The organism is Nocardia sp. NPDC004168 (assembly GCF_040610355.1).
Lineage (GTDB): Bacteria > Actinomycetota > Actinomycetes > Mycobacteriales > Mycobacteriaceae > Nocardia > Nocardia sichangensis.
Map to the genome: position 1 here is coordinate 201,406 of NZ_JBEXME010000005.1, position 19,750 is coordinate 221,155.

19 protein-coding genes are annotated in these 19,750 nt (G+C 67.1%); 13 read left to right on the plus strand and 6 right to left on the minus strand.

Annotated elements, in window-relative coordinates; translation table 11 throughout:
• Window positions 1–16: 16 nt before the first annotated feature.
• The 5 genes from ABZW96_RS12765 to ABZW96_RS12785 all read right to left on the minus strand — a co-directional run bounded on the left by ABZW96_RS12765 (window position 17) and on the right by ABZW96_RS12785 (window position 4,221).
• On the minus strand, window positions 17–358 hold the full coding sequence (locus ABZW96_RS12765) for a 4Fe-4S dicluster domain-containing protein (RefSeq protein ID WP_355074077.1): 342 nt from the start codon (window positions 356–358) through the stop codon (window positions 17–19).
• Window positions 358–1,947, minus strand: a complete 1,590-nt coding sequence (locus ABZW96_RS12770; RefSeq protein WP_355074079.1) for an FAD-binding protein — start codon at window positions 1,945–1,947, stop codon at window positions 358–360. The genes ABZW96_RS12765 and ABZW96_RS12770 overlap by 1 nt, the downstream gene beginning before the upstream one ends.
• Window positions 1,944–2,672, minus strand: coding sequence for an ABC transporter ATP-binding protein (locus tag ABZW96_RS12775; RefSeq protein ID WP_355074080.1), 729 nt, complete (start codon window positions 2,670–2,672; stop codon window positions 1,944–1,946). Before ABZW96_RS12775 ends, ABZW96_RS12770 begins: the two co-directional genes overlap by 4 nt.
• On the minus strand, window positions 2,673–3,515 hold the full coding sequence (locus ABZW96_RS12780) for an ABC transporter permease (protein ID WP_355074082.1): 843 nt from the start codon (window positions 3,513–3,515) through the stop codon (window positions 2,673–2,675).
• Between the two features lie 283 nt (window positions 3,516–3,798).
• Entirely contained in the window at window positions 3,799–4,221 is a 423-nt protein-coding gene (locus ABZW96_RS12785; RefSeq protein WP_355074084.1) for a MarR family transcriptional regulator, read from the minus strand.
• A gap of 143 nt (window positions 4,222–4,364) precedes the next feature.
• Between ABZW96_RS12785 and ABZW96_RS12790 the strand changes: the two genes are divergently transcribed.
• The 13 genes from ABZW96_RS12790 (at window position 4,365) to ABZW96_RS12850 (ending at window position 18,938) form a co-directional block, all read left to right on the plus strand.
• A complete protein-coding gene (locus ABZW96_RS12790) occupies window positions 4,365–4,868 on the plus strand; it encodes an SPW repeat protein (RefSeq protein WP_355074085.1) in 504 nt (167 codons plus the stop codon).
• Between the two features lie 662 nt (window positions 4,869–5,530).
• Window positions 5,531–6,748, plus strand: a complete 1,218-nt coding sequence (locus ABZW96_RS12795) for an acetyl-CoA C-acetyltransferase (RefSeq protein ID WP_355074087.1) — start codon at window positions 5,531–5,533, stop codon at window positions 6,746–6,748.
• A 25-nt stretch (window positions 6,749–6,773) separates the two neighbouring features.
• On the plus strand, window positions 6,774–7,529 hold the full coding sequence (locus ABZW96_RS12800) for an SDR family oxidoreductase (protein WP_355074089.1): 756 nt from the start codon (window positions 6,774–6,776) through the stop codon (window positions 7,527–7,529).
• A 10-nt stretch (window positions 7,530–7,539) separates the two neighbouring features.
• Window positions 7,540–8,523, plus strand: coding sequence for an NADPH:quinone oxidoreductase family protein (locus ABZW96_RS12805; protein WP_355074437.1), 984 nt, complete (start codon window positions 7,540–7,542; stop codon window positions 8,521–8,523).
• Between the two features lie 41 nt (window positions 8,524–8,564).
• Window positions 8,565–9,326, plus strand: coding sequence for a 3-oxoacyl-ACP reductase FabG (gene fabG / locus ABZW96_RS12810; RefSeq protein WP_355074091.1), 762 nt, complete (start codon window positions 8,565–8,567; stop codon window positions 9,324–9,326).
• Between the two features lie 17 nt (window positions 9,327–9,343).
• Window positions 9,344–9,796, plus strand: coding sequence for a MaoC family dehydratase (locus tag ABZW96_RS12815; protein WP_355074093.1), 453 nt, complete (start codon window positions 9,344–9,346; stop codon window positions 9,794–9,796).
• Window positions 9,797–9,818: 22 nt separating this feature from the next.
• Window positions 9,819–11,012 (plus strand): acyl-CoA dehydrogenase family protein, encoded by a 1,194-nt coding sequence (locus ABZW96_RS12820; RefSeq protein WP_355074094.1) that lies wholly within the window; start codon window positions 9,819–9,821, stop codon window positions 11,010–11,012.
• On the plus strand, window positions 11,009–12,106 hold the full coding sequence (locus ABZW96_RS12825) for an acyl-CoA dehydrogenase family protein (RefSeq protein ID WP_355074096.1): 1,098 nt from the start codon (window positions 11,009–11,011) through the stop codon (window positions 12,104–12,106). The genes ABZW96_RS12820 and ABZW96_RS12825 overlap by 4 nt, the downstream gene beginning before the upstream one ends.
• Window positions 12,107–12,189: 83 nt before the next feature.
• Window positions 12,190–12,816: a TetR/AcrR family transcriptional regulator gene (locus ABZW96_RS12830; RefSeq protein WP_355074098.1), complete on the plus strand. Its 627-nt coding sequence runs from the start codon at window positions 12,190–12,192 to the stop codon at window positions 12,814–12,816.
• Between the two features lie 16 nt (window positions 12,817–12,832).
• Window positions 12,833–14,062 (plus strand): helix-turn-helix domain-containing protein, encoded by a 1,230-nt coding sequence (locus tag ABZW96_RS12835; protein ID WP_355074099.1) that lies wholly within the window; start codon window positions 12,833–12,835, stop codon window positions 14,060–14,062.
• 132 nt (window positions 14,063–14,194) lie between these two features.
• Complete coding sequence (locus ABZW96_RS12840) at window positions 14,195–15,673, plus strand: AMP-binding protein (RefSeq protein ID WP_355074101.1); 1,479 nt, start codon at window positions 14,195–14,197, stop codon at window positions 15,671–15,673.
• A gap of 32 nt (window positions 15,674–15,705) precedes the next feature.
• A complete protein-coding gene (locus ABZW96_RS12845) occupies window positions 15,706–17,466 on the plus strand; it encodes a DUF3556 domain-containing protein (protein WP_355074102.1) in 1,761 nt (586 codons plus the stop codon).
• On the plus strand, window positions 17,463–18,938 hold the full coding sequence (locus tag ABZW96_RS12850; protein WP_355074104.1) for an NAD(P)/FAD-dependent oxidoreductase: 1,476 nt from the start codon (window positions 17,463–17,465) through the stop codon (window positions 18,936–18,938). The genes ABZW96_RS12845 and ABZW96_RS12850 overlap by 4 nt, the downstream gene beginning before the upstream one ends.
• A 135-nt stretch (window positions 18,939–19,073) precedes the next feature.
• Here ABZW96_RS12850 and lexA read toward each other — a convergent pair whose 3' ends face one another.
• Window positions 19,074–19,736, minus strand: coding sequence for a transcriptional repressor LexA (gene lexA / locus ABZW96_RS12855; protein ID WP_355074106.1), 663 nt, complete (start codon window positions 19,734–19,736; stop codon window positions 19,074–19,076).
• Window positions 19,737–19,750: the final 14 nt, after the last annotated feature.

The following is a 19,750-nucleotide window of genomic DNA, read 5'->3' on the forward strand; positions in this document are numbered from 1 at the left end:
GATTCGCTTTCGTTGTTCAGAGTTCCGACAACCGCGGCGGCGGAGTGCCGTGCGGCAGACGCGGCCCCACCGCGACCAGACTGCCCGGTTGGCGGCCGCGGCCCCAGCCCAGCTCTTTGCGGTAGCGGCCGATGTGCTCGCCGCGCACGGTGTCGTGATCGGCCAGCGGCGTCGACTCGGGGTCGACGTACAGCGCGTCCGTGGGGCAGTAGGCCTCGCACATGAAACAGGTCTGGCAATCGGACTGCCGCGCGATGACCGGGATTCCGCTGTCGGTGCGGTCGAAGACATTCGTGGGGCACACGTCCACGCATTTGTCGCAGCCGATGCAGTCACCAGCGCGCAAGATCTCGATCATCACGCCACCGCCGAAGTGGTCGCCGCCGCGGACGTCGCCGTCCACACCTCGTCCAGCCCGCCGGACAGGATGTGATGGTGCTGCTTCGGGTCCAGATCCGGATGATCGGCGCGTTTGCTCATCCCGCGCGTCTCCGTCCGCGCCAGCGTCGACCGGTACATCAACCGTCCCACGGCGGTGATGGCCGCGGCCTGCCGAGCGCGCACCCGCTCGTCCCCCGTGCCGCCGCCCAAGCCGCGGGTGGCCTGCTCCCACACGTTGTCCAGCCGCTCCAGCGCGGGCCCGACCCGGTCGCCGTGGCGCAGGTAGTTCTTCTCGAACGGGATCAGCTCTTGCTGCGCGGCTTCGACCACGTCCGCCGCCCGGACCGACTCGGCGCTCTGCGGCCGCAACCCGGTGCGCCCGGCACCGCGCAGATCGGCACTGCGCGCCCCACCGGAGCTCAGCGCGAACAACGCCGCGCCGCGGCCCGCCCAACTGCCCGACGACATCGCCCACGCCGAATTGTGGCTGCCGCCACCGGTGAAACCGCCACAGATCCGCTCCCTGGTCGCCGCGTCACCCGCCGCGTACAAGCCCGCGACCGAGGTAGCGCAGTCGTCGTCGACCACATCGATGCCGCCGGTGCCGCGCACGGTGCCCTCGGCGAGCAGATCCACCTCGAACCGGTCGGTGAACGGGTCGATACCGCGCCGATCGAACTGGAGGAAGAAATTGGGCTGCCCAAGCCGCATCTGCGCCTGCACCGCCGCGTCGGCACGATCGAGTTGCGCGAACACCTTCTCCCGCAACAGTGTTCGCGCGATCACCGAACGGCCCTTGGTCGAGCCCGCGCCCTCGAGTACCCGCCCGTCCTCGTGGAAGAACGTCGCGTAACCGTAGTAGGCGGTCTTGGTGATCGTCGACCCCTTCGGCACGATCGCATAAGCGTTGGAGAACTCCATCCCCGAGAATCGGGCGCCCACCTCGGCCGCCATCAGCGCGCCGTCACCGGTGTCGACATTCGTGCCCAGCGCCCGGGACAGGAACGCGCAACCGCCGGTGGCCAGCACCACCGCACCGGCCGCGATGCGATAGTCCCGGTCGGCCTGACGCTGGTAGCCCGCCGCGCCGCGCACCACGCCGTCGTCGTCGACCAGCAACTCCAGCGCGGGCGAATGGTCCAGGATGCGCACCCCGGCACGTTTCACCCACGCCCGCATCCGGCGCATGTACTCCGGGCCCTGCACGCCGGTACGGATCTGCTCACCGGTGGCCGGATCCACAGGGAACGGATACCGTCCCTCCACCGCGAGCCGATTCATGTTCGCGTAGGTCTGATCCAGCACCCGGTCCATCCAATAGTGATCGGCCAGATGCCCACCCAGCGCTTCCCGGCTGGCCTTCGCGTTGGCCCGCGCGGTCGCCTCCGGCGCCACGTACCACACGCCGGTGCCGGACGGGGCGGTGGCGCCGCTGGTCCCGCAGTAGCCCTTGTCCACCAACGTCACCTCGGCGCCGGCCTCGCGGGCATGGATCGCGGCCCAGCAGGCGGCGGGCCCGCCGCCGATCACCAAGACGTCCGTACTGATCTGCAACGGTTCACTCATACGTCTGCTCCTGTCGGTGCCTCGGGATTCACGCCGAGTGCGAGCAGCAACCGGCGCCGGAGTGCGGAGAATTCGGGGTCGACCACCGAACGCGGGCGGGCGACGGTGATGTCGAAGGATTCGGCGATGCGGCCCTCGCGCAGCACGAGCGCACGGTCGGCCAACAGCAGCGCCTCCTCCACGTCGTGGGTCACCAACAGCACCGACTGGCGGTGCAGCGTCCACAGGCGCGCCACCAGAGCCTGCACTTTCAACCGGGTCAGCGCGTCGAGGGCACCGAACGGCTCGTCGAGCAGCAGCAGTTCCGGATTGCGGACCAGCGCCCTGGCCAGCGCCACCCGCTGCGCTTCCCCGCCCGACAAGGTCGCGGGCCACGCATCCGCTTTCGCGACGAGCCCCACTTCCTCCAGCGCCGTCAACGCACGCGCCTTGCCGGCCCGGTCGACGCCGAGAACGACGTTGCGCCACACGGTGATCCACGGAATCAACCGGTGCTCCTGGAACACGATCGCCTTCGATCCCGGCACGTCGAACGACCCACTGAAGCCGCGGTCCAGCCCACCGATTCCGCGCAGCAGCGTGCTCTTACCGGACCCGCTGGCGCCGAGCAGGGCGACGAACTCCCCCGGCGCGATATCCAAGTCGACCCCGCGCAGTACCGTGCGCCCGCCGAAAGCGCGCACCGCCCCGCGGATACGGACACCGGTCCCGATGGTGGCGGTCATCTACTTCCCCTCGTATCCGGTGCGCCAGGCCAGGAACCGGTGTTCCAGCACGCGCACGAACAGATCGGTGAGCAACCCCAGCACCGCGTAGATCACCAGGACCAAGAAGATCTGATCGGTCCGCAGGAACTCCTTGGCATCGTTCATCAGGAACCCGAGACCGACCGGCGTGGTCTGCATCTCCGCGACCACCAAGGTGAGCCAGCCGACGCCCAGTGCCTGCCGCAAACCGACGAAGATCTGCGGCAACGCACCGGGCAGGATGATCTTGGTGGTCAACTCGAACCGGTTGAGGCCCAGCGACTCCGCCGCCTCTACCAACCGCCGGTCCACACCCCGGATCCCGGCCAGCACGTTCAAATAGATCGGGAAGATCGGCGCGACGATGATCAACGCGATCTTGAACGAATCGCCGATGCCGAACCAGATGATGAACACCGGCACCAGCGCCAGCGTCGGCAACATTCGCAACGCCTGTAGCGGGCCGTTCACCAGATCTTCGGCGACGCGGAACAACCCGGCCGCCACCCCGCACACCAGACCGATGCCGATGCCGATCGCCAACCCGACCGCCACCCGACGCCCGGAGGCCGCCAGATGTTGCCACAGCTCGCCCGACCTGATCAGCTCCCACCCGGCCTCGAGCACCTCCGTCGGCGCCGGAGTGGTCGTGCCGAGCCAGGATCGGGCGCCCAACTGCCAGACGATCACCGCCAAAATCAGCCCGGAAGACGCTCTGGCCAGGCCGATCAGCTTCCGGATGAACGGGGCCGGGCTTTCGACGACCGCCTCGGCAGGGGCGGAAGGCGGCGCGGATGTGGTCGGATCCAACTGCAATGTCATCTGACGCGGTCCTCACACGAGAAGTACTGTCCGGAACAGTAAGGTGCGCAGACGGTTCACAGAATGATTGCGATCAGCGCGATCCTGAACCCGCGCGCGGGTCCTTTCACTCCTGCCGCACCACCCCCATCAGGCACGATGCGGGCATGGACGGGCGAAATCCGCACGGGGCAAGCGCTTTGCTCGGCCGCTGAGGGGCGCACCTTTCTCGGCACACCCGGCCCACCGGAGCGGATCGCGAGGTGATCCCGGCTCAAGTGGCCCTACCCGGACCGAGCAACGCTCACCCTACGGCGGGGAGATCGTCCAGCGCGCCGATGAGGGGAGTCAGTCGCTCTAGTTCTTCCCGATGTGTGGCGCTGAGCAAGGCCAACGTTTCCTTGCCCGCCTCGGTCAGCGTGAGGTGTACGACGCGACGGTCGGTGCCCTGCCCTCGTTTCCGAGTGACGAGGCCGAGTTGCTCGGTGCGATCGATCAGCTGCACCACGCTGTGGTGGCGGGCGGACAGGTAACCGGCGACCTCCCCGATGCTCGGCCCGCCGGGGTGGGAGTGTCCTCGGATCGCCAGCAGGAGTTGGTGCTGGGTGTCGGTGAGTCCCACTTCGGCCGCCCCACGCTCACTCCAGCGCAGCAGCTGGCGCAGCACGGTACGAAACGCCAGCAGCCGCGTGTATTCCTGGTCGGTGAGGTGGCCCGATGAGGACATCGACCCTTCCATCATGGAGTGATATTATCACAGGATGATATAAGTGAGCGGCGATCAGGACGGGTCGCGTTCCTGAACCGATCGTGAGCCGCCCGGCTCGGGAGAGCTTCGATACGCCACTACGTCCGAAGGGTGGTGGAAACATGAGTAGTGAAACCATGATGAGCCGGCATCCCGACATCGTGGAATTGCGGGAGAAGTACGAGCGCGCCTCCGAGGCACCCGACGCCCAAGCGGTCACCGGCCTGATGTTCCTGACCGGGCTCTACCTCGCGATTTCCCCCTGGGTCGTCGGGTTCAACGGACTCTCCACATTGACCGTCAACAACCTCGTCGTCGGCATCGCTCTGGCCATGCTCGCACTCGGGTTCGCCTCGGTGTACGGCCGGACGCACGGCATCGTCTGGGCCGCTCCCCTGATCGGCCTCTGGACGATCGTCGCCCCCTGGATCGTCAGCGGCAACGTCGATACCACCTCGACGATCTGGAACAACGTCGTCACCGGCGCCGTCGCCGTGCTGCTCGGCCTGGCCTCGATGTTCCTCGGAATGCGCAGGACCGGGGGACTCACCGGCCCAGCACCTCGAGCGGAAGCGACGCGAACCCAGCGCCCGTCCGGGCTCGGGCCGGAGACCTCCACACGGTGAAAACGCAGTTCCCCGAGCGCTCTGCCGAGTGAGCGAATCGACGCTACGCGCGTCCAGCTGATTCGGCCCTGGCCGGCACGCGTGTCCGGTCCAGGCCCTCGGCGAGCGCGGGCACTGTTCCCAGGCAAACACCGACTCCACCGGGTTGATGCTCAGCTTCGCCACCTGCCTCATCGGGTTTCGCGGTGCGGCCGCTCGGGCGGACGAAGGGATCCGATTCTTCGCCCGGCACCTGAAGTGAGGCGGAGCCGTCAGGCCGGCAGCAGACGATAGGAGCTGTCGGCCGGTATCCCGCACATCGACGACAGGTCCCGACCCTCATCGATGGTGGTGACCAGCAGAGTCACAACCGCACCGAGCGCGGCGGTACTGCCGCGCTCGGGGGCGGCGCACCTCAGAATCGTGTGGTGAAGGTCCCGCCGGATCCGCTGCCGCACAGAGCTGGGGATCCGTTGCCCCACAAGGCTATCCATTCGATCGTCGCTGTACTCATCCAATGATGGCTGCTGTGTCGGACGCAAGCCGTCTGCTGAGCGACCGCGCCGTCTTGTGCCCTGTGTCACAGTCCCAATTCACTGTGACGTATTGACCATCGACGGTCCGTCCAGCATGGTGTCGATAGGTTAACAAGCGCTCAGTTACTTGCTGGAAGGTTCACAGTCATGCCCGAAGCCGTCATCGTCTCTGTCGCCCGCTCGCCGATCGGTCGCGCAGGCAAGGGTTCGTTGCGGGATCTCCGGCCCGACGACTTGGGGGCGCAGATCGTCCGGGCCGCGCTGGCGAAGGTGCCTGCCCTCAGTCCGAACGGCATCGACGACTTGATGCTCGGGTGTGGCCAGCCCGCCGGTGAGTCGGGCTTCAACCTCGCTCGAGTCGTGGCGATTCTGGCGGGCCTGGATCGGGTGCCCGGCACAACGGTCAACCGGTACTGCTCGTCCAGTTTGCAGACGACCCGCATGGCGCTACACGCCATCCGGGCCGGCGAGGGAGACGTCTTCATCTCCGCCGGCGTGGAGACCGTGAGCCGCTACGTCACGGGCAGTGCCGACGGCCTGCCCGGCACCGAGAACCCCGTATTCGCCGACGCGGTGCGCCGTACGGCGAAATTCGCTGCGGGCGGCGAGGCCTGGACCGACCCGCGCACCGAGGATCTACTGCCGGACGTCTATATCGCGATGGGGCAGACCGCGGAGAACGTGGCGCAACTGTGCGGTGTGAGCCGTGCCGAACAGGACGCTTTCGGTGTCCGCAGCCAGAACCTCGCCGAGGCCGCCCTCGCCAACGGATTCTGGGAGCGCGACATCACCGCGATCACCCTGCCCGACGGCAGTGTCGTCTCGCACGACGATGGCCCGCGGCCTGGAGTCACCCTGGAGAAGGTCGCCGAACTGAAGCCGGTGTTCCGGCCCGACGGGACGGTGACGGCCGCAAACTGCTGCCCGCTCAACGACGGCGCCGCCGCGGTCGTCATCATGTCGGACACCAAGGCCGCCGAACTCGGCCTGACGCCACTGGCTCGGATCGTCGCGACCGGAGTCAGCGCGCTGTCGCCGGAGATCATGGGCTTGGGGCCGGTGGAGGCGTCCAAGCAGGCGCTGGCCCGGGCCGGGATGACCATCGATGACATCGACCTGGTCGAAATCAACGAAGCCTTCGCCGCCCAGGTCATCCCGTCGGCGCGGGAGCTGGGCGTCGACTTCGACAAGCTCAACATCAACGGCGGCTCGATCGCGGTGGGTCACCCATTCGGCATGACCGGCGCCCGCATCACCAGCACCCTGATCAACTCCCTGCAGTTCCACGACAAGCAGATCGGTTTGGAAACGATGTGCGTCGGCGGCGGTCAGGGCATGGCGATGGTGCTCGAGCGCCTGTCGTAACCGCTGACTCCGCGAAAGGGATTCAATGATGAACAGATTCGAAGGCAAGACAGCGATAGTCACCGGTGCGAGCCGGGGCATCGGGCTCGGCATCGCGCAGCGCTTGGTGGACGAGGGGGCGCGAGTCGTGATCACCGCCCGCAAACAGGACGCGCTCGACGAAGCGGTGGAAGCACTGGGCGGGCCGGACCGCGCGCTGGCCGTCGCGGGCCGTGCCGATGACGTCGAGCACCAGGCGGAGACCGTCGCTCGCGCGATCGACACGTTCGGTAGCGCCGACCTCCTCGTCAACAACACCGGCATCAACCCGGCGTTCGGGCCGATGGTCGATCTGCCGTTGGACGTGGCCCGCAAGATAGTCGAGGTCAACTGCCTGGCCGCGCTGTCGTGGGTGCAGCAGGCGTATCGGGCCTGGATGAAGGACTTCGGCGGCGCGATCGTGAACGTGTCGTCGGTCGCCGGTCTCAAGCCGGCGCCGGGCATCGGCTTCTACGGTTCGAGCAAGGCGATGCTCACGCACATCACTCAGGAACTCGCGGTCGAACTCGGCCCGAACCTACGGGTCAACGCCGTCGCCCCTGCGGTGGTGAAGACCAAGTTCGCCACTGCTCTCTACGACGGCAGGGAGGACGAGGTCGCCGCGGCGTACCCGCTGAAGCGGCTCGGCGTGCCCGAGGACATCGGCAGTGTGGTGGCGTTTCTGCTCTCCGACGACGCGAGCTGGCTGACGGGGCAATTGCTGGTCGTGGACGGCGGCGTCACGCTGACAGGCGGAATCTGACATGGCGCGGATGAAAGCGTGGCGAGTCCATGAGCTGGGCGAACCGGGCACGGTGCTGCGGCTGGAGGAGGTGGAAGTTCCCGAGCCCGGCCCGAGCCAGGTTGTCGTGCGGGTCCGCGGCGCCGCGGCGAACTTTCCCGATGTACTGATGTGCCGCGGCCTCTATCAGGTCCGGCCGCCGTTGCCGTTCACGCCCGGCGTCGAGTTGTGTGGCGAAGTGGTGGCGGTCGGTGCCGACGTGGCCGGGATCGCTGCCGGTGACCGGGTGCTCGGAGGCGCGGCGCTGCCGCACGGTGGTTTCGCGGAATTCGCCGTGCTGGAGGCCGCCCAGACCTTCCCAGCGCCGCCGTCGTTGGATGACGCGGAGGCGGCTTCGCTGTTCATCGGCTACCAGACCGGCTGGTTCGGATTGCATCGGCGCGCCGGATTGACCGCGGGCGAGACCCTCCTGGTGCATGCCGCGGCAGGTGGCGTGGGCAGCGCCGCAATCCAGCTCGGCAAGGCCGCGGGCGCCCGGGTGATCGGAGTTGTCGGTGGCGCCGAAAAAGCCTCCTACGCCGAGGATCTGGGCGCCGACGTGGTCATCGATCGGCATCAGCTGGACTTCGTCGACGTTGTGAAGGACGTAACCGGCGGTCGTGGCGCCGACGTGATCTACGACCCGGTCGGCGGCGAGGTGTACCAACGGTCCACGAAATGCGTCGCCTTCGAGGGCCGCATCGTGGTCGTCGGATTCGCCGGCGGCGAGATCCAAGCACCGGCATTGAATCATGCGCTGGTCAAGAACTATTCGATCCTCGGCCTGCACTGGGGTTTGTACAACACCCAGGATCCGAGCGCCGTCGCCGAATGCCATCGCGCGCTGACCGCACTTGCCGCCGACGGCGCGATCCGTCCTCTGGTCGGCGCGCGGCTGGGACTGGCGGAGGTCGCCGGCGCCGTGCAGCGACTCGCGGACGGCAAGACCGTCGGTCGCGTGGTCTACACCCCCTGAACTCAGCATTTCCACCGCAATCACATCTTCGAGGAGTATTCATGACCGATCCGACACAGCGGACCGCCATCGTCACCGGCGCGGCTCGCGGAATCGGCGCCGCTGTCGCCCGGCGGCTGGCCGCCGACGGTATGGCAGTAGCCGTGCTCGACTTGGACGAGGCCGCATGCAAGACGGTCGTCGACGACATCGAGGCAGCCGGTGGACGCGCGCTCGCGGTCGGTGTCGATGTTTCCGACGAGGCCGCGGTTACCCAGGCGGTCGATCGCGTGGCCGCCGCGCTCGGCGCACCGACGGTGCTGGTCAACAACGCCGGGATCCTGCGTGACAATCTGCTGTTCAAGATGAGTGCCGACGACTGGGATGCCGTCATGAACGTGCACCTGCGCGGTTCGTTCCTGCTGGCCCGGGCAGCGCAGGCGCACATGATCGAGCAGAAGTGGGGTCGCATCGTCAACCTGTCCAGCACCTCGGCGCTCGGCAACCGTGGCCAGGCCAACTACGCGGCCGCCAAGGCCGGGCTGCAGGGATTCACCAAGACGCTCGCACTCGAACTCGGCAAGTTCGGCGTCACCGCGAACGCGGTCGCCCCGGGTTTCATCGAGACGGAGATGACCGCGGCCACGGCCGCCCGGATGAACATCTCCTTCGAGGAGCTCAAGGCGGCGATGGCCGCCCAGATTCCGGTTGCCCGTACCGGCACTCCCGCCGACATCGCGCACACCGTGTCGTTCCTGGTGAGCGAGGGGGCCGGCTTCGTGTCCGGCCAGGTGATCTACGTGGCCGGCGGCCCACGGAACTGAACGGAGGAAGGAGAGCTGTGCAGATATTCCAGGGCCTGTCCGAGCTGGAGGCCGCGGTCGGCACCCACCTCGGATACAGCGATTGGCACACGGTGACCCAGGAACAGATCGATCGCTTCGCCGAAGCTACCGGGGATCACCAATGGATCCATGTGGATCCCGCGAAAGCCGCCGCCGGACCGTTCGGCACCACCGTCGCACACGGGTTTCTCACCCTCTCGATGGTGCCGATGCTGGCCGGTCAGGTATACGCCGTGCGGGGCCTGTCCATGGGTGTCAACTACGGCACCAACAAGGTCCGATTCCCCACTCCGGTCCCGGCCGGATCCCGGGTCCGAGCCGGTGTCGAACTGGTCTCGCTCGTGCCGGGCACGATCGGGTCGCAAGCAGTGCTCCGAGTGACCGTGGAACTCGACGGCTCGGACAAGCCCGCGTGTGTGGCCGAGACGGTCGCGGTGCTGGTGCCGTGACGGCCGATCAGAAGGATGACAGATGACTCGACCCGACGCGGTCCGCGACGATCTGCGGCGCGGGGTGGAAGCCGTACTCGAAAAGCACGATCCGGCCACCACCGATGCCGTGACCTTTCACCGAGCCAGGTTCGACGCGGGCCTGGCCTGGGTTCACTTTCCGATCGGGCTCGGTGGCCGGGCCGTCGACCGGGAACTGCAACCGTTCGTCGACGCCCTGTTCGAGCAGGCCGGATCTCCGGACAACAACGCGGCGATCAACGGTATCGGTCTGGGTATGGCCGCGCCGACGATCCTCGCCCACGGCACGACGGAACAACGGCTGCGCTTCCTGCGTCCGCTGTGGAGCGGGGAGGAGATCTGGTGCCAGCTGTTCAGTGAACCGGGGGCAGGCTCGGACCTGGCCGCGATCGCCACCAGGGCAGTGCGTGACGGCGGTGACTGGGTCGTCAACGGGCAGAAAGTGTGGACTTCGGTCGCGCATAAAGCGCAATTGGCGATCCTCGTGGCACGCACCGATCCCAGCCGCCCCAAGCATGCGGGGCTGACCTACTTCATCTGCGATATGACCGCACCCGGAGTCGAGGTGCGGCCGCTGCGGCAGATCACCGGCGAAGCGGAATTCAACGAAGTCTTCCTGACCGACGTTCGGATCCCCGACACGCACCGCCTCGGCAAGGAAGGAGAAGGCTGGCGAGTCGCAACCACCACTTTGAACAATGAGCGCGTCTCGATCGGGGGGCGCGCGCTCCCCCGCGAGAGCGGAGTGCTGGGCGCCGCCGCCGGCCTCTGGCGCGAATTCCCGGAAAAGCGCACCCCCGAATTGCACCACCGGCTGTTGCGATTGTGGGTGGATGCCGAGGTCTCCCGGCTGGCGGCGACCCGGCTGCGTCAGCAGGTGGCCGGCGGCCAGCCCGGGCCGGAAACCTCCGCCGTCAAGCTGTCGTTCGCCCGAGTCAACCAGCAGGTTGCCGGATTGGAGGTCGAACTGCACGGCGAGGACGGCCTGCGATACGACGATTGGACGATGGTGCGCCCCGACCGGGTCGATTTCGCCGGTCGTGGCGCCGGTTACCGCTTCCTGCGGGCCAAAGGCAATTCGATCGAGGGCGGAACCTCCGAAATCCTGCGCAACATCATCGCCGAACGGGTCCTCGGGCTGCCGGGTGAACCCCGTGCGGACAAGGACATCGCCTGGAAGGACCTGAGCCGATGAGCGACATCCTGCTGCTCGATACCGATGTCGAGACCTCCTTGCGCAGCGCGGTGCGTGACCTGCTCACCACCCGATGCGACCCGTCCGCGGTCGCGCGGGCCTACGACGGCGATCGGACACTGACCCGGACGCTGTGGACATCGATCACCGACGACCTCGGGCTCGCTGGTCTCCTCATCCCCGAGGACCGCGGCGGAGCGGGCGGTACGGCCCGTGACGCCGCCGTCGTCCTCGAGGAGTTCGGACGGTTCGTCGCACCGGTCCCATTTCTGACCAGCAGCGTCGTTGCCGCGACCGTCCTGCTCGCGGGCGACTCCACGCTGGTCGGTCGGCTCGGCGACGGTAGTTGCAGCGCAGCGCTGCTGACGCCGTTCTCCACCGCGCTCGCGACGCACATCCCGACCTTGACGGCTGATGCGGAGGGCCGGCTGTCCGGACTGGTTACCAGCGTCGCCGGCGCGCTCGACGCCGATGTGCTGCTGGCCGCCGTCGAGACGGCCGACGGCACGGAGGTGCACGCGTTGACGGCCGCCGCGGCGCAGATCAAGCCGGTGGTCTCCCTGGATATGACCCGCCCGCTGGCTGACGTCGCTGTCGACTCCGTGCCGGGCCGGGTCGTCGTCGCCGCCGAATCCGGTTGGGCAGCTATCCAATCCGGCTTGACACTCGGCGCCGCACTCCTCGCGTCCGAGCAAGCCGGAATCGCCGCCTGGTGCCTGGAGACAACCGTCGAGTATCTGAAGCTGCGACGCCAATTCGGCCGGGTGGTCGGCGGATTCCAGGCGATCAAGCACCGCCTCGCCGACCTGTACGTCGAGGTCGAGTCGGCCTCGGCCGCCGCGCGGTATGCGGCGGGAACATACGCGGCCGACGACCCCGACAGCGTGATCGCCACCGCTGTCGCGGCGTCCTATTGCAGCGATATCGCGGTGCGGGCCGCCGAGGAGGCCATCCAATTGCACGGCGGGATCGGCATGACCTGGGAGCACCCGGCACACCTGTACCTCAAACGCGCGAAGGCCGACCAGATAGGACTGGGAAGTCCCGGCCACCATCGGAGATTGCTGGCGGACCTCGTCGGGCTGCCCGCGTGAGAAAGCTGAATGCACTGAACATGCTGCTCACAGGTGCCGATACCGGCAAACTCGTGCTCGTTGTGTAGAGCCATACTGTCCAGGTGACCGATACAGAGGACCTATCGCGCGCGGACCAGACCCGAGCGCGGCTGCTCGACGCCGCGGTGGTGGCCTTCGCCGAACGCGGCTTCCACGGGTCGACCACCCGCGACATCACATCGATCGCCGGGGTGAGCACGGGGACGATCTACGTGTATCACCGTTCCAAGGAAGAGTTGCTCTACCAGATCTCACGCGCCGGTCACCTGGAGACCCTGGAGCGCGTCCGCACTGCCATCGCTTCGGCACAAGACCCCGCCGAGCAACTGATCGCCGTGATGCGGGAGTTCACGATCCATCACGCCCGCTCCCACACCGTCGCCCGAATCATCAATTATGAGCTCGCCGCACTGAGCCCAGAACATCAACAGGAGATCAAGGCAATCCGGCGTGCGATCGAGGGCGAGGTCCGGTGCTTGATCGAGCGCGGGGCGGCCGCGGGGGTGTTCGAGAACTCGAATACCCATATGGCCGCGGCCGCTCTACTTTCGCTGGGAATAGATATCGCGCGCTGGTACCACGAGGGTGGCTCCTGGTCACCGGAGGACATCGGCGACTATTACGCGGACCTCGCGCTGCGGATCGTGGGCGGTCGAAGGTCGAGCCCCCCGGAGTCCGCTCGATCGTGAAGCGGTCAGGATGATCATGCGGAGCGACGCCGCGGAACTGCTCGCGAGGATCGCGGGAGAACTGAGCCGACATGCGCTCGGCTTGTCCGAACGTTTGACGGAGCAGATGCTCCACATCGAGCCGGAGCTGCGCGGCGACAGCCGCGTGGAGTCACTACTGCGGGCCAGCGTCACCGGCAACGTCGTGATCGCGTTGCATATCTACGAGCTGGGGCTCGACATCGACGAACTCGAAGCTCCCACGGAGGCATTGGAATACGCCCGGCGCATGGCCCAGCGCGGCACTTCGATCGCCGCCCTGCTGCGGGCCTACCGCATCGGGCAGCGACTGTTCAACGACCACATGCTCGGCGAGCTCACCGCGGCGACCAACGACGTCGCCCTGATCACCTCCGCAGTGGCCGAGATGACCGACCGCTCGTTCGCCTATATCGATCGGGTCTCCCAACAAGTCGTGACCGCCTACCAGGACGAGCGGGACCGGTGGCTGCAGAACCAGATGGCCGTCCGTACCGCGAGGGTGCGCTCGATCCTGTCCGGACAGCGCGTCGACCCGGATGACAGCGAGCGCACACTGGGATATCGGCTCGACCGAACCCACCTCGGCATGGTCATTTGGTCCGACGCGGGCGCCGACCAACTGCGCGTGGCCAAACAAGTGGCGACGGCCATCGCCGATCAGTTGTCCTGCCAAGGACCACCGCTGCTGATCCCGGCCGACGAATCGACCCTGTGGGCGTGGCTCCCGCAACCGGAACTGGATGTCGATCCCGCCGCGGTGCGCACTCCGGAGCAGACATGGGCAGCGGTGGGCAGACCTGCCACCGGACTGGAAGGCTTCCGACTGACCCATCGCCAGGCGGCACAAGCGCAGGTCGTCGCGATGTCCGCACCGGCACCGCAGCGCGCGTCGATGTCTTGTTCGGCTCAGCTCGGGCCGATCGCGCTGATGTGCTCGGACCTGACCGCCACCCGGGCATGGATCAGCGAAATTCTCGGGTCGCTTGCGCGTGATGACGATGCCACGGCGCAACTCCGCGAGACCGCGCGTGTCTTCCTGGAGACGAACGGCAGCTTCCAGACAACGGCAGAGCGGCTGGTGCTGCACCGCAACACCGTCCAGTACCGGATCCGCAAGGCGGAGGCGGTACTGGGACATTCGCTTCGGGAGCGACGACTGGAGGTCGAGGTCGCCCTGCTGGCCTGCCGATGGCTGGGGTCGACCGTGCTGCAGCCCGTGGGGTGACCGAGACATCCGTCGTGCGCGGCGCACGATCCCTCCCGCTATCTTCATGCGCTCACAATATGGTCCAGGTCACATCACCTTCCTAACGTGGCGTTCACGCAAGTGAGCTGCCGAGTTAGCAAGGAGATCGACATGCACTTCGCTGCCCTGCCCGATATACGTGCCGGAGGCTTCCCCACCAACCCGTGTCTTGCCGACGACAATTCGGGAAGTATCACCAACGCCGAGTTCCTCGACTTCGTGCGGAAGTACGCCGATCGGTTGTCGGAGGCGGGGATCGGTGTCGGCGATGTCGTGGCCGTGATGTTGCCGAACCGGCTCGAATTGATCGTGACATTGTTCGCGGCTTGGCGGCTGGGTGCCGCGGCGACGCCGATCGACCCGTCGTCGACCGCGGCCGAGTCCGACTATCAGCTGGCCGATTCCCGCGCGCGCGTCCTTGTCTGCGCTGACGAACGCGAGGCCGGCCAGGCCGATCAACCGCAGCGAATTGCGCTGGCGGAGCTGAATCGGCACGAAGGCCGCGGCGGCGCCGCGGAAGCGACCGAGTTCTCCAACGACGCGCTCGCGTTGATCATCTACACCAGCGGCACCACCGGACGTCCCAAGGGCGTCGAGTTGACGCACGCCAACATCATGGTGATGGCCGAGACGATGGTCGCCGGTATGCGGTTGACCGCCGAGGACCACAGTCTGCTGATCCTGCCGCTGTTCCACGTCAACGGCATCGTGGTCAGCGTGCTGTCGCCGCTGCTCGCCGGCGGCCGGGCCACTGTCGCGGGCCGGTTCTCGCCGCGGACCTTTTTCGACAGGGTCGAGGCGGCGCGGCCGACCTATTTCTCCGCGGTACCCGCCATCTACGCCATGCTGTCGGCGCTGCCGGCGGAGATCCGGCCCGACACCTCCTCGGTCCGGTTCGCGCTCTGCGGTGCGGCTCCGATGCCGGTCGAACTGCTCACCCGATTCGAGGAGCGCTACGCGATCCCGATCTACGAAGGCTATGGCCTGTCGGAGGGGACGTGCGCGAGCACGGGCAATCCACTCGACGGTGTCCGCAAACCCGGCACCGTCGGTCTCGCGCTGCCGGGCCAAGAGATCGCCATCGTCGACAGCGACGGCAATTTCCTCAGCGCCGGATCGGTGGGCGAGGTCGTGGTCAAAGGCCCGACCGTGATGCGGGGATATCTGGGCCGGCCGGAGGAAACGGCCAAGGTGATCGTCGATGGCTGGCTGCACACCGGAGACATCGGTCGCATGGACGCCGACGGCTACCTCACCCTGGTCGACCGCATCAAGGACATGATCATCCGCGGCGGAGAGAACATCTATCCCAAGGAGATCGAGTCCGCGATCTACACCCACCCACAGGTGCTCGAGGCCGCCGTGATCGGTCGACCGCACCCGGTCTACGGCGAAGTGCCCATCGCCTTCGTGTCCTATCGCGACGGTGCCGCGGTCGAGCCGGAACAGATTCTCGAGCTACTGCGGAAGTCTTTGGCCGCCTACAAGCTTCCCGAGCTGATCGTGACCGTAGACGAGATCCCGAAGAACCCCGTCGGGAAGATCGACAAGCGGATTCTGCGCCGCCGCTCGGTCGATGCCACCCTCTGACCCCCTCCTCTCCCTCTCGAAAGACACCTGCCATGGGATTCACGAAACCCGATCTTCCGGACATCGACTACGCCGAATGGAAGACCCGCCCGCGCGGTGAACGGCTGCGCACCGTCGCCGAGCACTGGGTCGAGCACGGCTTCGGCACGCCTCTTGCCGTCTACCTGCTCTACCTCGTCAAATGCGCCTTGTACGTCCTCGGCGCGGCCGCGGTGATCTCCCTGACCCCCGGGCTCGGGGCGCTCACCGACATCAGCTCGTGGTGGACCGAACCGATCGTCTACCAGAAACTCGTCGTCTGGACTCTGCTGTTCGAAATACTCGGGCTCGGATGCGGGTTCGGACCGCTCACCATGCGGTTCCTGCCGCCGCTCGGCGGGCTGCTGTACTTCCTGCGTCCCGGCACCCTGCGGCTGCCGCCATGGCCGGGCAAGGTGCCGTTCACCCGTGGTGACGAGCGCGGGCTCATCGATGTCGCCTTGTACGCGGTCGTCCTCGGATCCGGAATCCAGGCGTTGCTCGCCTCCGGCCGCGGCGTTCCGCCGGTGGACGGCGGCCATGTAGGCCTGCTCGATCCCATGGTCGTCGTCGCTCTGGTCATCGCCCTCTGCGTGCTCGGGCTGCGAGACAAGACGGTGTTTCTGGCCGCACGCCCCGAGCACTACCTGTTGATGCTGCTGATGTTCTTCGTCCCCTTCGCCGACATGGTGATCGGATTCAAGCTGGTCATGCTGGCGCTGTGGTGGGGTGCGGCCACGTCCAAGCTCAACCATCACTTCGGGCACGTGGTCGCCGTCATGATGAGCAACAGCCCCGTCATGCGACTCGGATGGCTCGAGCGCAAGATGTACCGCAACCCACCGCAGGACCTGCGGCCGTCACGTATCCCGGCTCTGCTGGCTCACGGCGGCACCGTCGTGGAATACCTGGTTCCCGCCTACCTCGTGTTCCTCGGCCACGGCGGCCCACTGACCTGGGCGGCGATCATCTTCATGGCCGTTTTCCACCTGCACATCATCTCCACCGTCCCGATGGGCGTGCCGCTGGAATGGAACATCTTCTTCATCTTCAGCCTGTTCTACCTGTTCGGACACTACGGCTACATCCACGTCCAGCAGCTTCGATCACCGCTGGTGCTCGCGATGATCCTCTTCTCCGCACTTGTCGTGGTCGTGGGACATATTCGGCCGCAATGGGTTTCGTTCCTGACATCGATGCGCTACTACGCAGGCAACTGGGCCACAAGCGCCTGGTGTTTCCGCGGGGACGCCGAGCTGAAACTCGAGCAGCACGTCACCATGAGCGCCGCGCTGCCGGTCACCCAGCTGACCAAGCTGTACGGCCCCGAGACCGCCGACATCCTCATCCAGACCGGGCTCGGCTGGCGATCGATGCACACCCACGGCCGGGCACTCAACGGCCTCATCGCACGCGCCGTCGACAACCCGGAGGACTACGCCGTCCGCGACGGAGAGATTGTCGCAGGCCCGCTGCTGGGCTGGAACTTCGGTGAAGGGCACTTGCACAACGAACAGCTGCTGACAGCGCTGCAGCGGCGCTGCCAGTTCGAGGAGGGCGAGCTTCGCGTCGTCGTCCTCGAATCTCAGCCCATCCACCGGCAACGCCAGGCATACCGCATCATCGATGCCAGAACCGGAGTCATCGAGGAGGGCTACGTACTGGTCGAGGACATGCTTGCCCGCCAGCCATGGCCGGAGCCGGACGATCTGTTCCCGGTTCATCCTCTCCACCACGACGACACCCAGGATCTGCCCTCGGCGCGTGCGCGATGACCACGGCGATCGTGGTCGGCTCCGGCCCGAACGGACTGGCTGCCGCCGTGACACTGGCCCGGCACGGGGTCGACGTCACCGTGCTGGAAGGTGCCGCCACCATCGGCGGCGGCACCCGCTCCGGCGAACTGACCCTCCCCGGTCTGCTGCACGACCACTGCGCCATGGCCCACCCCATGGCCGTCGGCTCACCGTTCTTCGCCGGAATCGACATGGCCCGCTACGGATTGAAATGGGCATGGCCGGAAATCGACTGCGTTCACCCGCTCGACGACGGAACAGCGGCAGTGCTGTATCAATCCGTCGAAGAGACCGCGGCGGGCCTCGGGCCGGACGGGCCGATCTGGCGCCGCCTGTTCGCCGGCCCCGCCGCTGGATACGAACTGCTGGCGAAGGACGTCATGCAACCGCTCCTACGGATACCGTCACATCCGCTGCGGCTGGCCCGATTCGGCATCCCGACCCTGATCCCCGCCGCCGCACTCGGACGGCTGTTCCGGACCGAGCGGGGACGGGCGTTGTTCGCCGGGAACATGGCGCACGGCTGGCAACCACAGCACCGGATCCTGTCCGCGGCGATCGGTCTCGGCATCACCACCGCGGGCCATCGCTACGGGTGGCCCGTTGCGGTGGGCGGCTCACGCGCTATCACCGAAGCCATGGCGGCGGCGCTGAGAGATCTGGGCGGAAAGATCGAGACCGGGTTCTGGGTCGAGTCGCTGGACCGACTGCCGCCGGCCGACCTCGTGATGTTCGATCTTGCCCCGGCCGCTATCGCCGACATCGCCGGTGACCGGCTGCCGTCACGGGTCGCCCGGGCGTACCGACGCTTCCGGCACGGGCCCGCCGCATACAAGATAAGCCTCGCCATAGCGGGCGGCATTCCCTGGACCAGCCCGCACGCCAGGAAGTCGGGAAGCCTGCACATCTGCGGCAGCGCAGCTGACGTGGTCCGCGCCGAACGCGCTGTGCATCGAGGTCGGCTTTCCGACCGACCGTTCATCATCGTCGGACAGCAGTACCTCGCCGACCCAACACGCTCACAAGGAAACATGCACCCGGTCGACATGTATTCCCATGTGCCACAAGGGTATTCGGAGGACATCACCGAAGTAATGCTCGACGCGGTCGAGCGGTTCGCACCGGGGTTCCGAGACCGCATCCTCGCCACCACCGTCGTAGGCCCCATCGACATGCAGGCCTACAATCCCAACTATGTGGCCGGAGACATCCTGACCGGCGACAAGAGCATCCGCCAGCTGGTCTTCGGCGGACCACGCATCACCAGGCGCCCCTATCATGTGGCGAACCGGATGTTCATCTGCTCGGCCGCCGTCCCGCCAGGGCCGGGAGCGCACGGGATGAGCGGATACAACGCCGCGGTCGCGGCCCTGCGAGAATTCGCCGCCCCACCGAGGCATCGATCCGCAGTGCCGCGCGGCGGGAACGGCCCGAACTCCCCCGAACATTGATCGCAGCGCGCGTCGCGTCGACCTGGGCGGCTACTGGGACAAGCAAGGCCCCGACCTGCTCGACCACCGCGATCCCCTGTCGGTCCAGACCCCTGCACCGGTCAACGCGACGCCCACCGAGCAAGCGCACCGAGCTCAGACCCGCCGCATCACCGACACGACCTTGCCGAGCACCACCGCTTCGTCACCGTCGATCACCTCGTAGGCCGGATTGCGCGGCTCGAGATACACATGACCGCTACGCCGCCGGTACACCTTCACCGTCGCTTCTCCCTCGATCATCGCCGCCACGATCTCACCGGAATGCGCCTCGTGCTGCTGTCGCACCACCACGACGTCGCCGTCACAGATCGCCGCGTCGATCATCGAATCACCACGCACCCGCAACCCGAACACCGTGCCACGGCCGACCAACTCGCGCGGCAACGTCATCGTGTCGTCGGTATGCTCCTCGGCCAGGATCGGAGCACCCGCCGCGATATCGCCGACCACCGGCACCGCCACCGAATCCTCCGCCATCTCCCGCCGCACCGGAGCCCGCAGGAACATCCGCACGTCGATCGGACGCGACACCGTCCGGCCGCGGCGCAGAAAACCTCGCTCCTCCAAGCTCTTCAGATGCTTGGACACCGACGACGCCGACCGCAGACCCACCGCGTCACCGATCTCGCGCGTATTCGGCGGATACCCGTACCGCAGAACCCAGTCCCGAATCGTGGCGAGAATCCGCTGCTGGCGCGGCGGCAACGTCGAGGTGTCGAGGTGCTCGAACGCGTCGAGCGGGTCATATCCGGTCACCCGGGGAATGGTAG

Bases quoted from the DNA above. Each gene is read 5' to 3' on its own strand.
- ABZW96_RS12835 (WP_355074099.1), top strand. From the start codon at position 12,833: ATGCGGAGCGACGCCGCGGAACTGCTCGCGAGGATCGCGGGAGAACTG.
- ABZW96_RS12790 (WP_355074085.1), top strand. From the start codon at position 4,365: ATGAGTAGTGAAACCATGATGAGCCGGCATCCCGACATCGTGGAATTG.
- ABZW96_RS12785 (WP_355074084.1), bottom strand. From the start codon at position 4,221: ATGTCCTCATCGGGCCACCTCACCGACCAGGAATACACGCGGCTGCTG.
- ABZW96_RS12805 (WP_355074437.1), top strand. From the start codon at position 7,540: ATGAAAGCGTGGCGAGTCCATGAGCTGGGCGAACCGGGCACGGTGCTG.
- ABZW96_RS12780 (WP_355074082.1), bottom strand. From the start codon at position 3,515: ATGACATTGCAGTTGGATCCGACCACATCCGCGCCGCCTTCCGCCCCT.
- ABZW96_RS12845 (WP_355074102.1), top strand. From the start codon at position 15,706: ATGGGATTCACGAAACCCGATCTTCCGGACATCGACTACGCCGAATGG.
- ABZW96_RS12765 (WP_355074077.1), bottom strand. From the start codon at position 358: ATGATCGAGATCTTGCGCGCTGGTGACTGCATCGGCTGCGACAAATGC.
- ABZW96_RS12770 (WP_355074079.1), bottom strand. From the start codon at position 1,947: ATGAGTGAACCGTTGCAGATCAGTACGGACGTCTTGGTGATCGGCGGC.
- ABZW96_RS12825 (WP_355074096.1), top strand. From the start codon at position 11,009: ATGAGCGACATCCTGCTGCTCGATACCGATGTCGAGACCTCCTTGCGC.
- ABZW96_RS12840 (WP_355074101.1), top strand. From the start codon at position 14,195: ATGCACTTCGCTGCCCTGCCCGATATACGTGCCGGAGGCTTCCCCACC.
- ABZW96_RS12820 (WP_355074094.1), top strand. From the start codon at position 9,819: ATGACTCGACCCGACGCGGTCCGCGACGATCTGCGGCGCGGGGTGGAA.
- fabG (WP_355074091.1), top strand. From the start codon at position 8,565: ATGACCGATCCGACACAGCGGACCGCCATCGTCACCGGCGCGGCTCGC.
- ABZW96_RS12795 (WP_355074087.1), top strand. From the start codon at position 5,531: ATGCCCGAAGCCGTCATCGTCTCTGTCGCCCGCTCGCCGATCGGTCGC.
- ABZW96_RS12850 (WP_355074104.1), top strand. From the start codon at position 17,463: ATGACCACGGCGATCGTGGTCGGCTCCGGCCCGAACGGACTGGCTGCC.
- ABZW96_RS12800 (WP_355074089.1), top strand. From the start codon at position 6,774: ATGATGAACAGATTCGAAGGCAAGACAGCGATAGTCACCGGTGCGAGC.
- ABZW96_RS12775 (WP_355074080.1), bottom strand. From the start codon at position 2,672: ATGACCGCCACCATCGGGACCGGTGTCCGTATCCGCGGGGCGGTGCGC.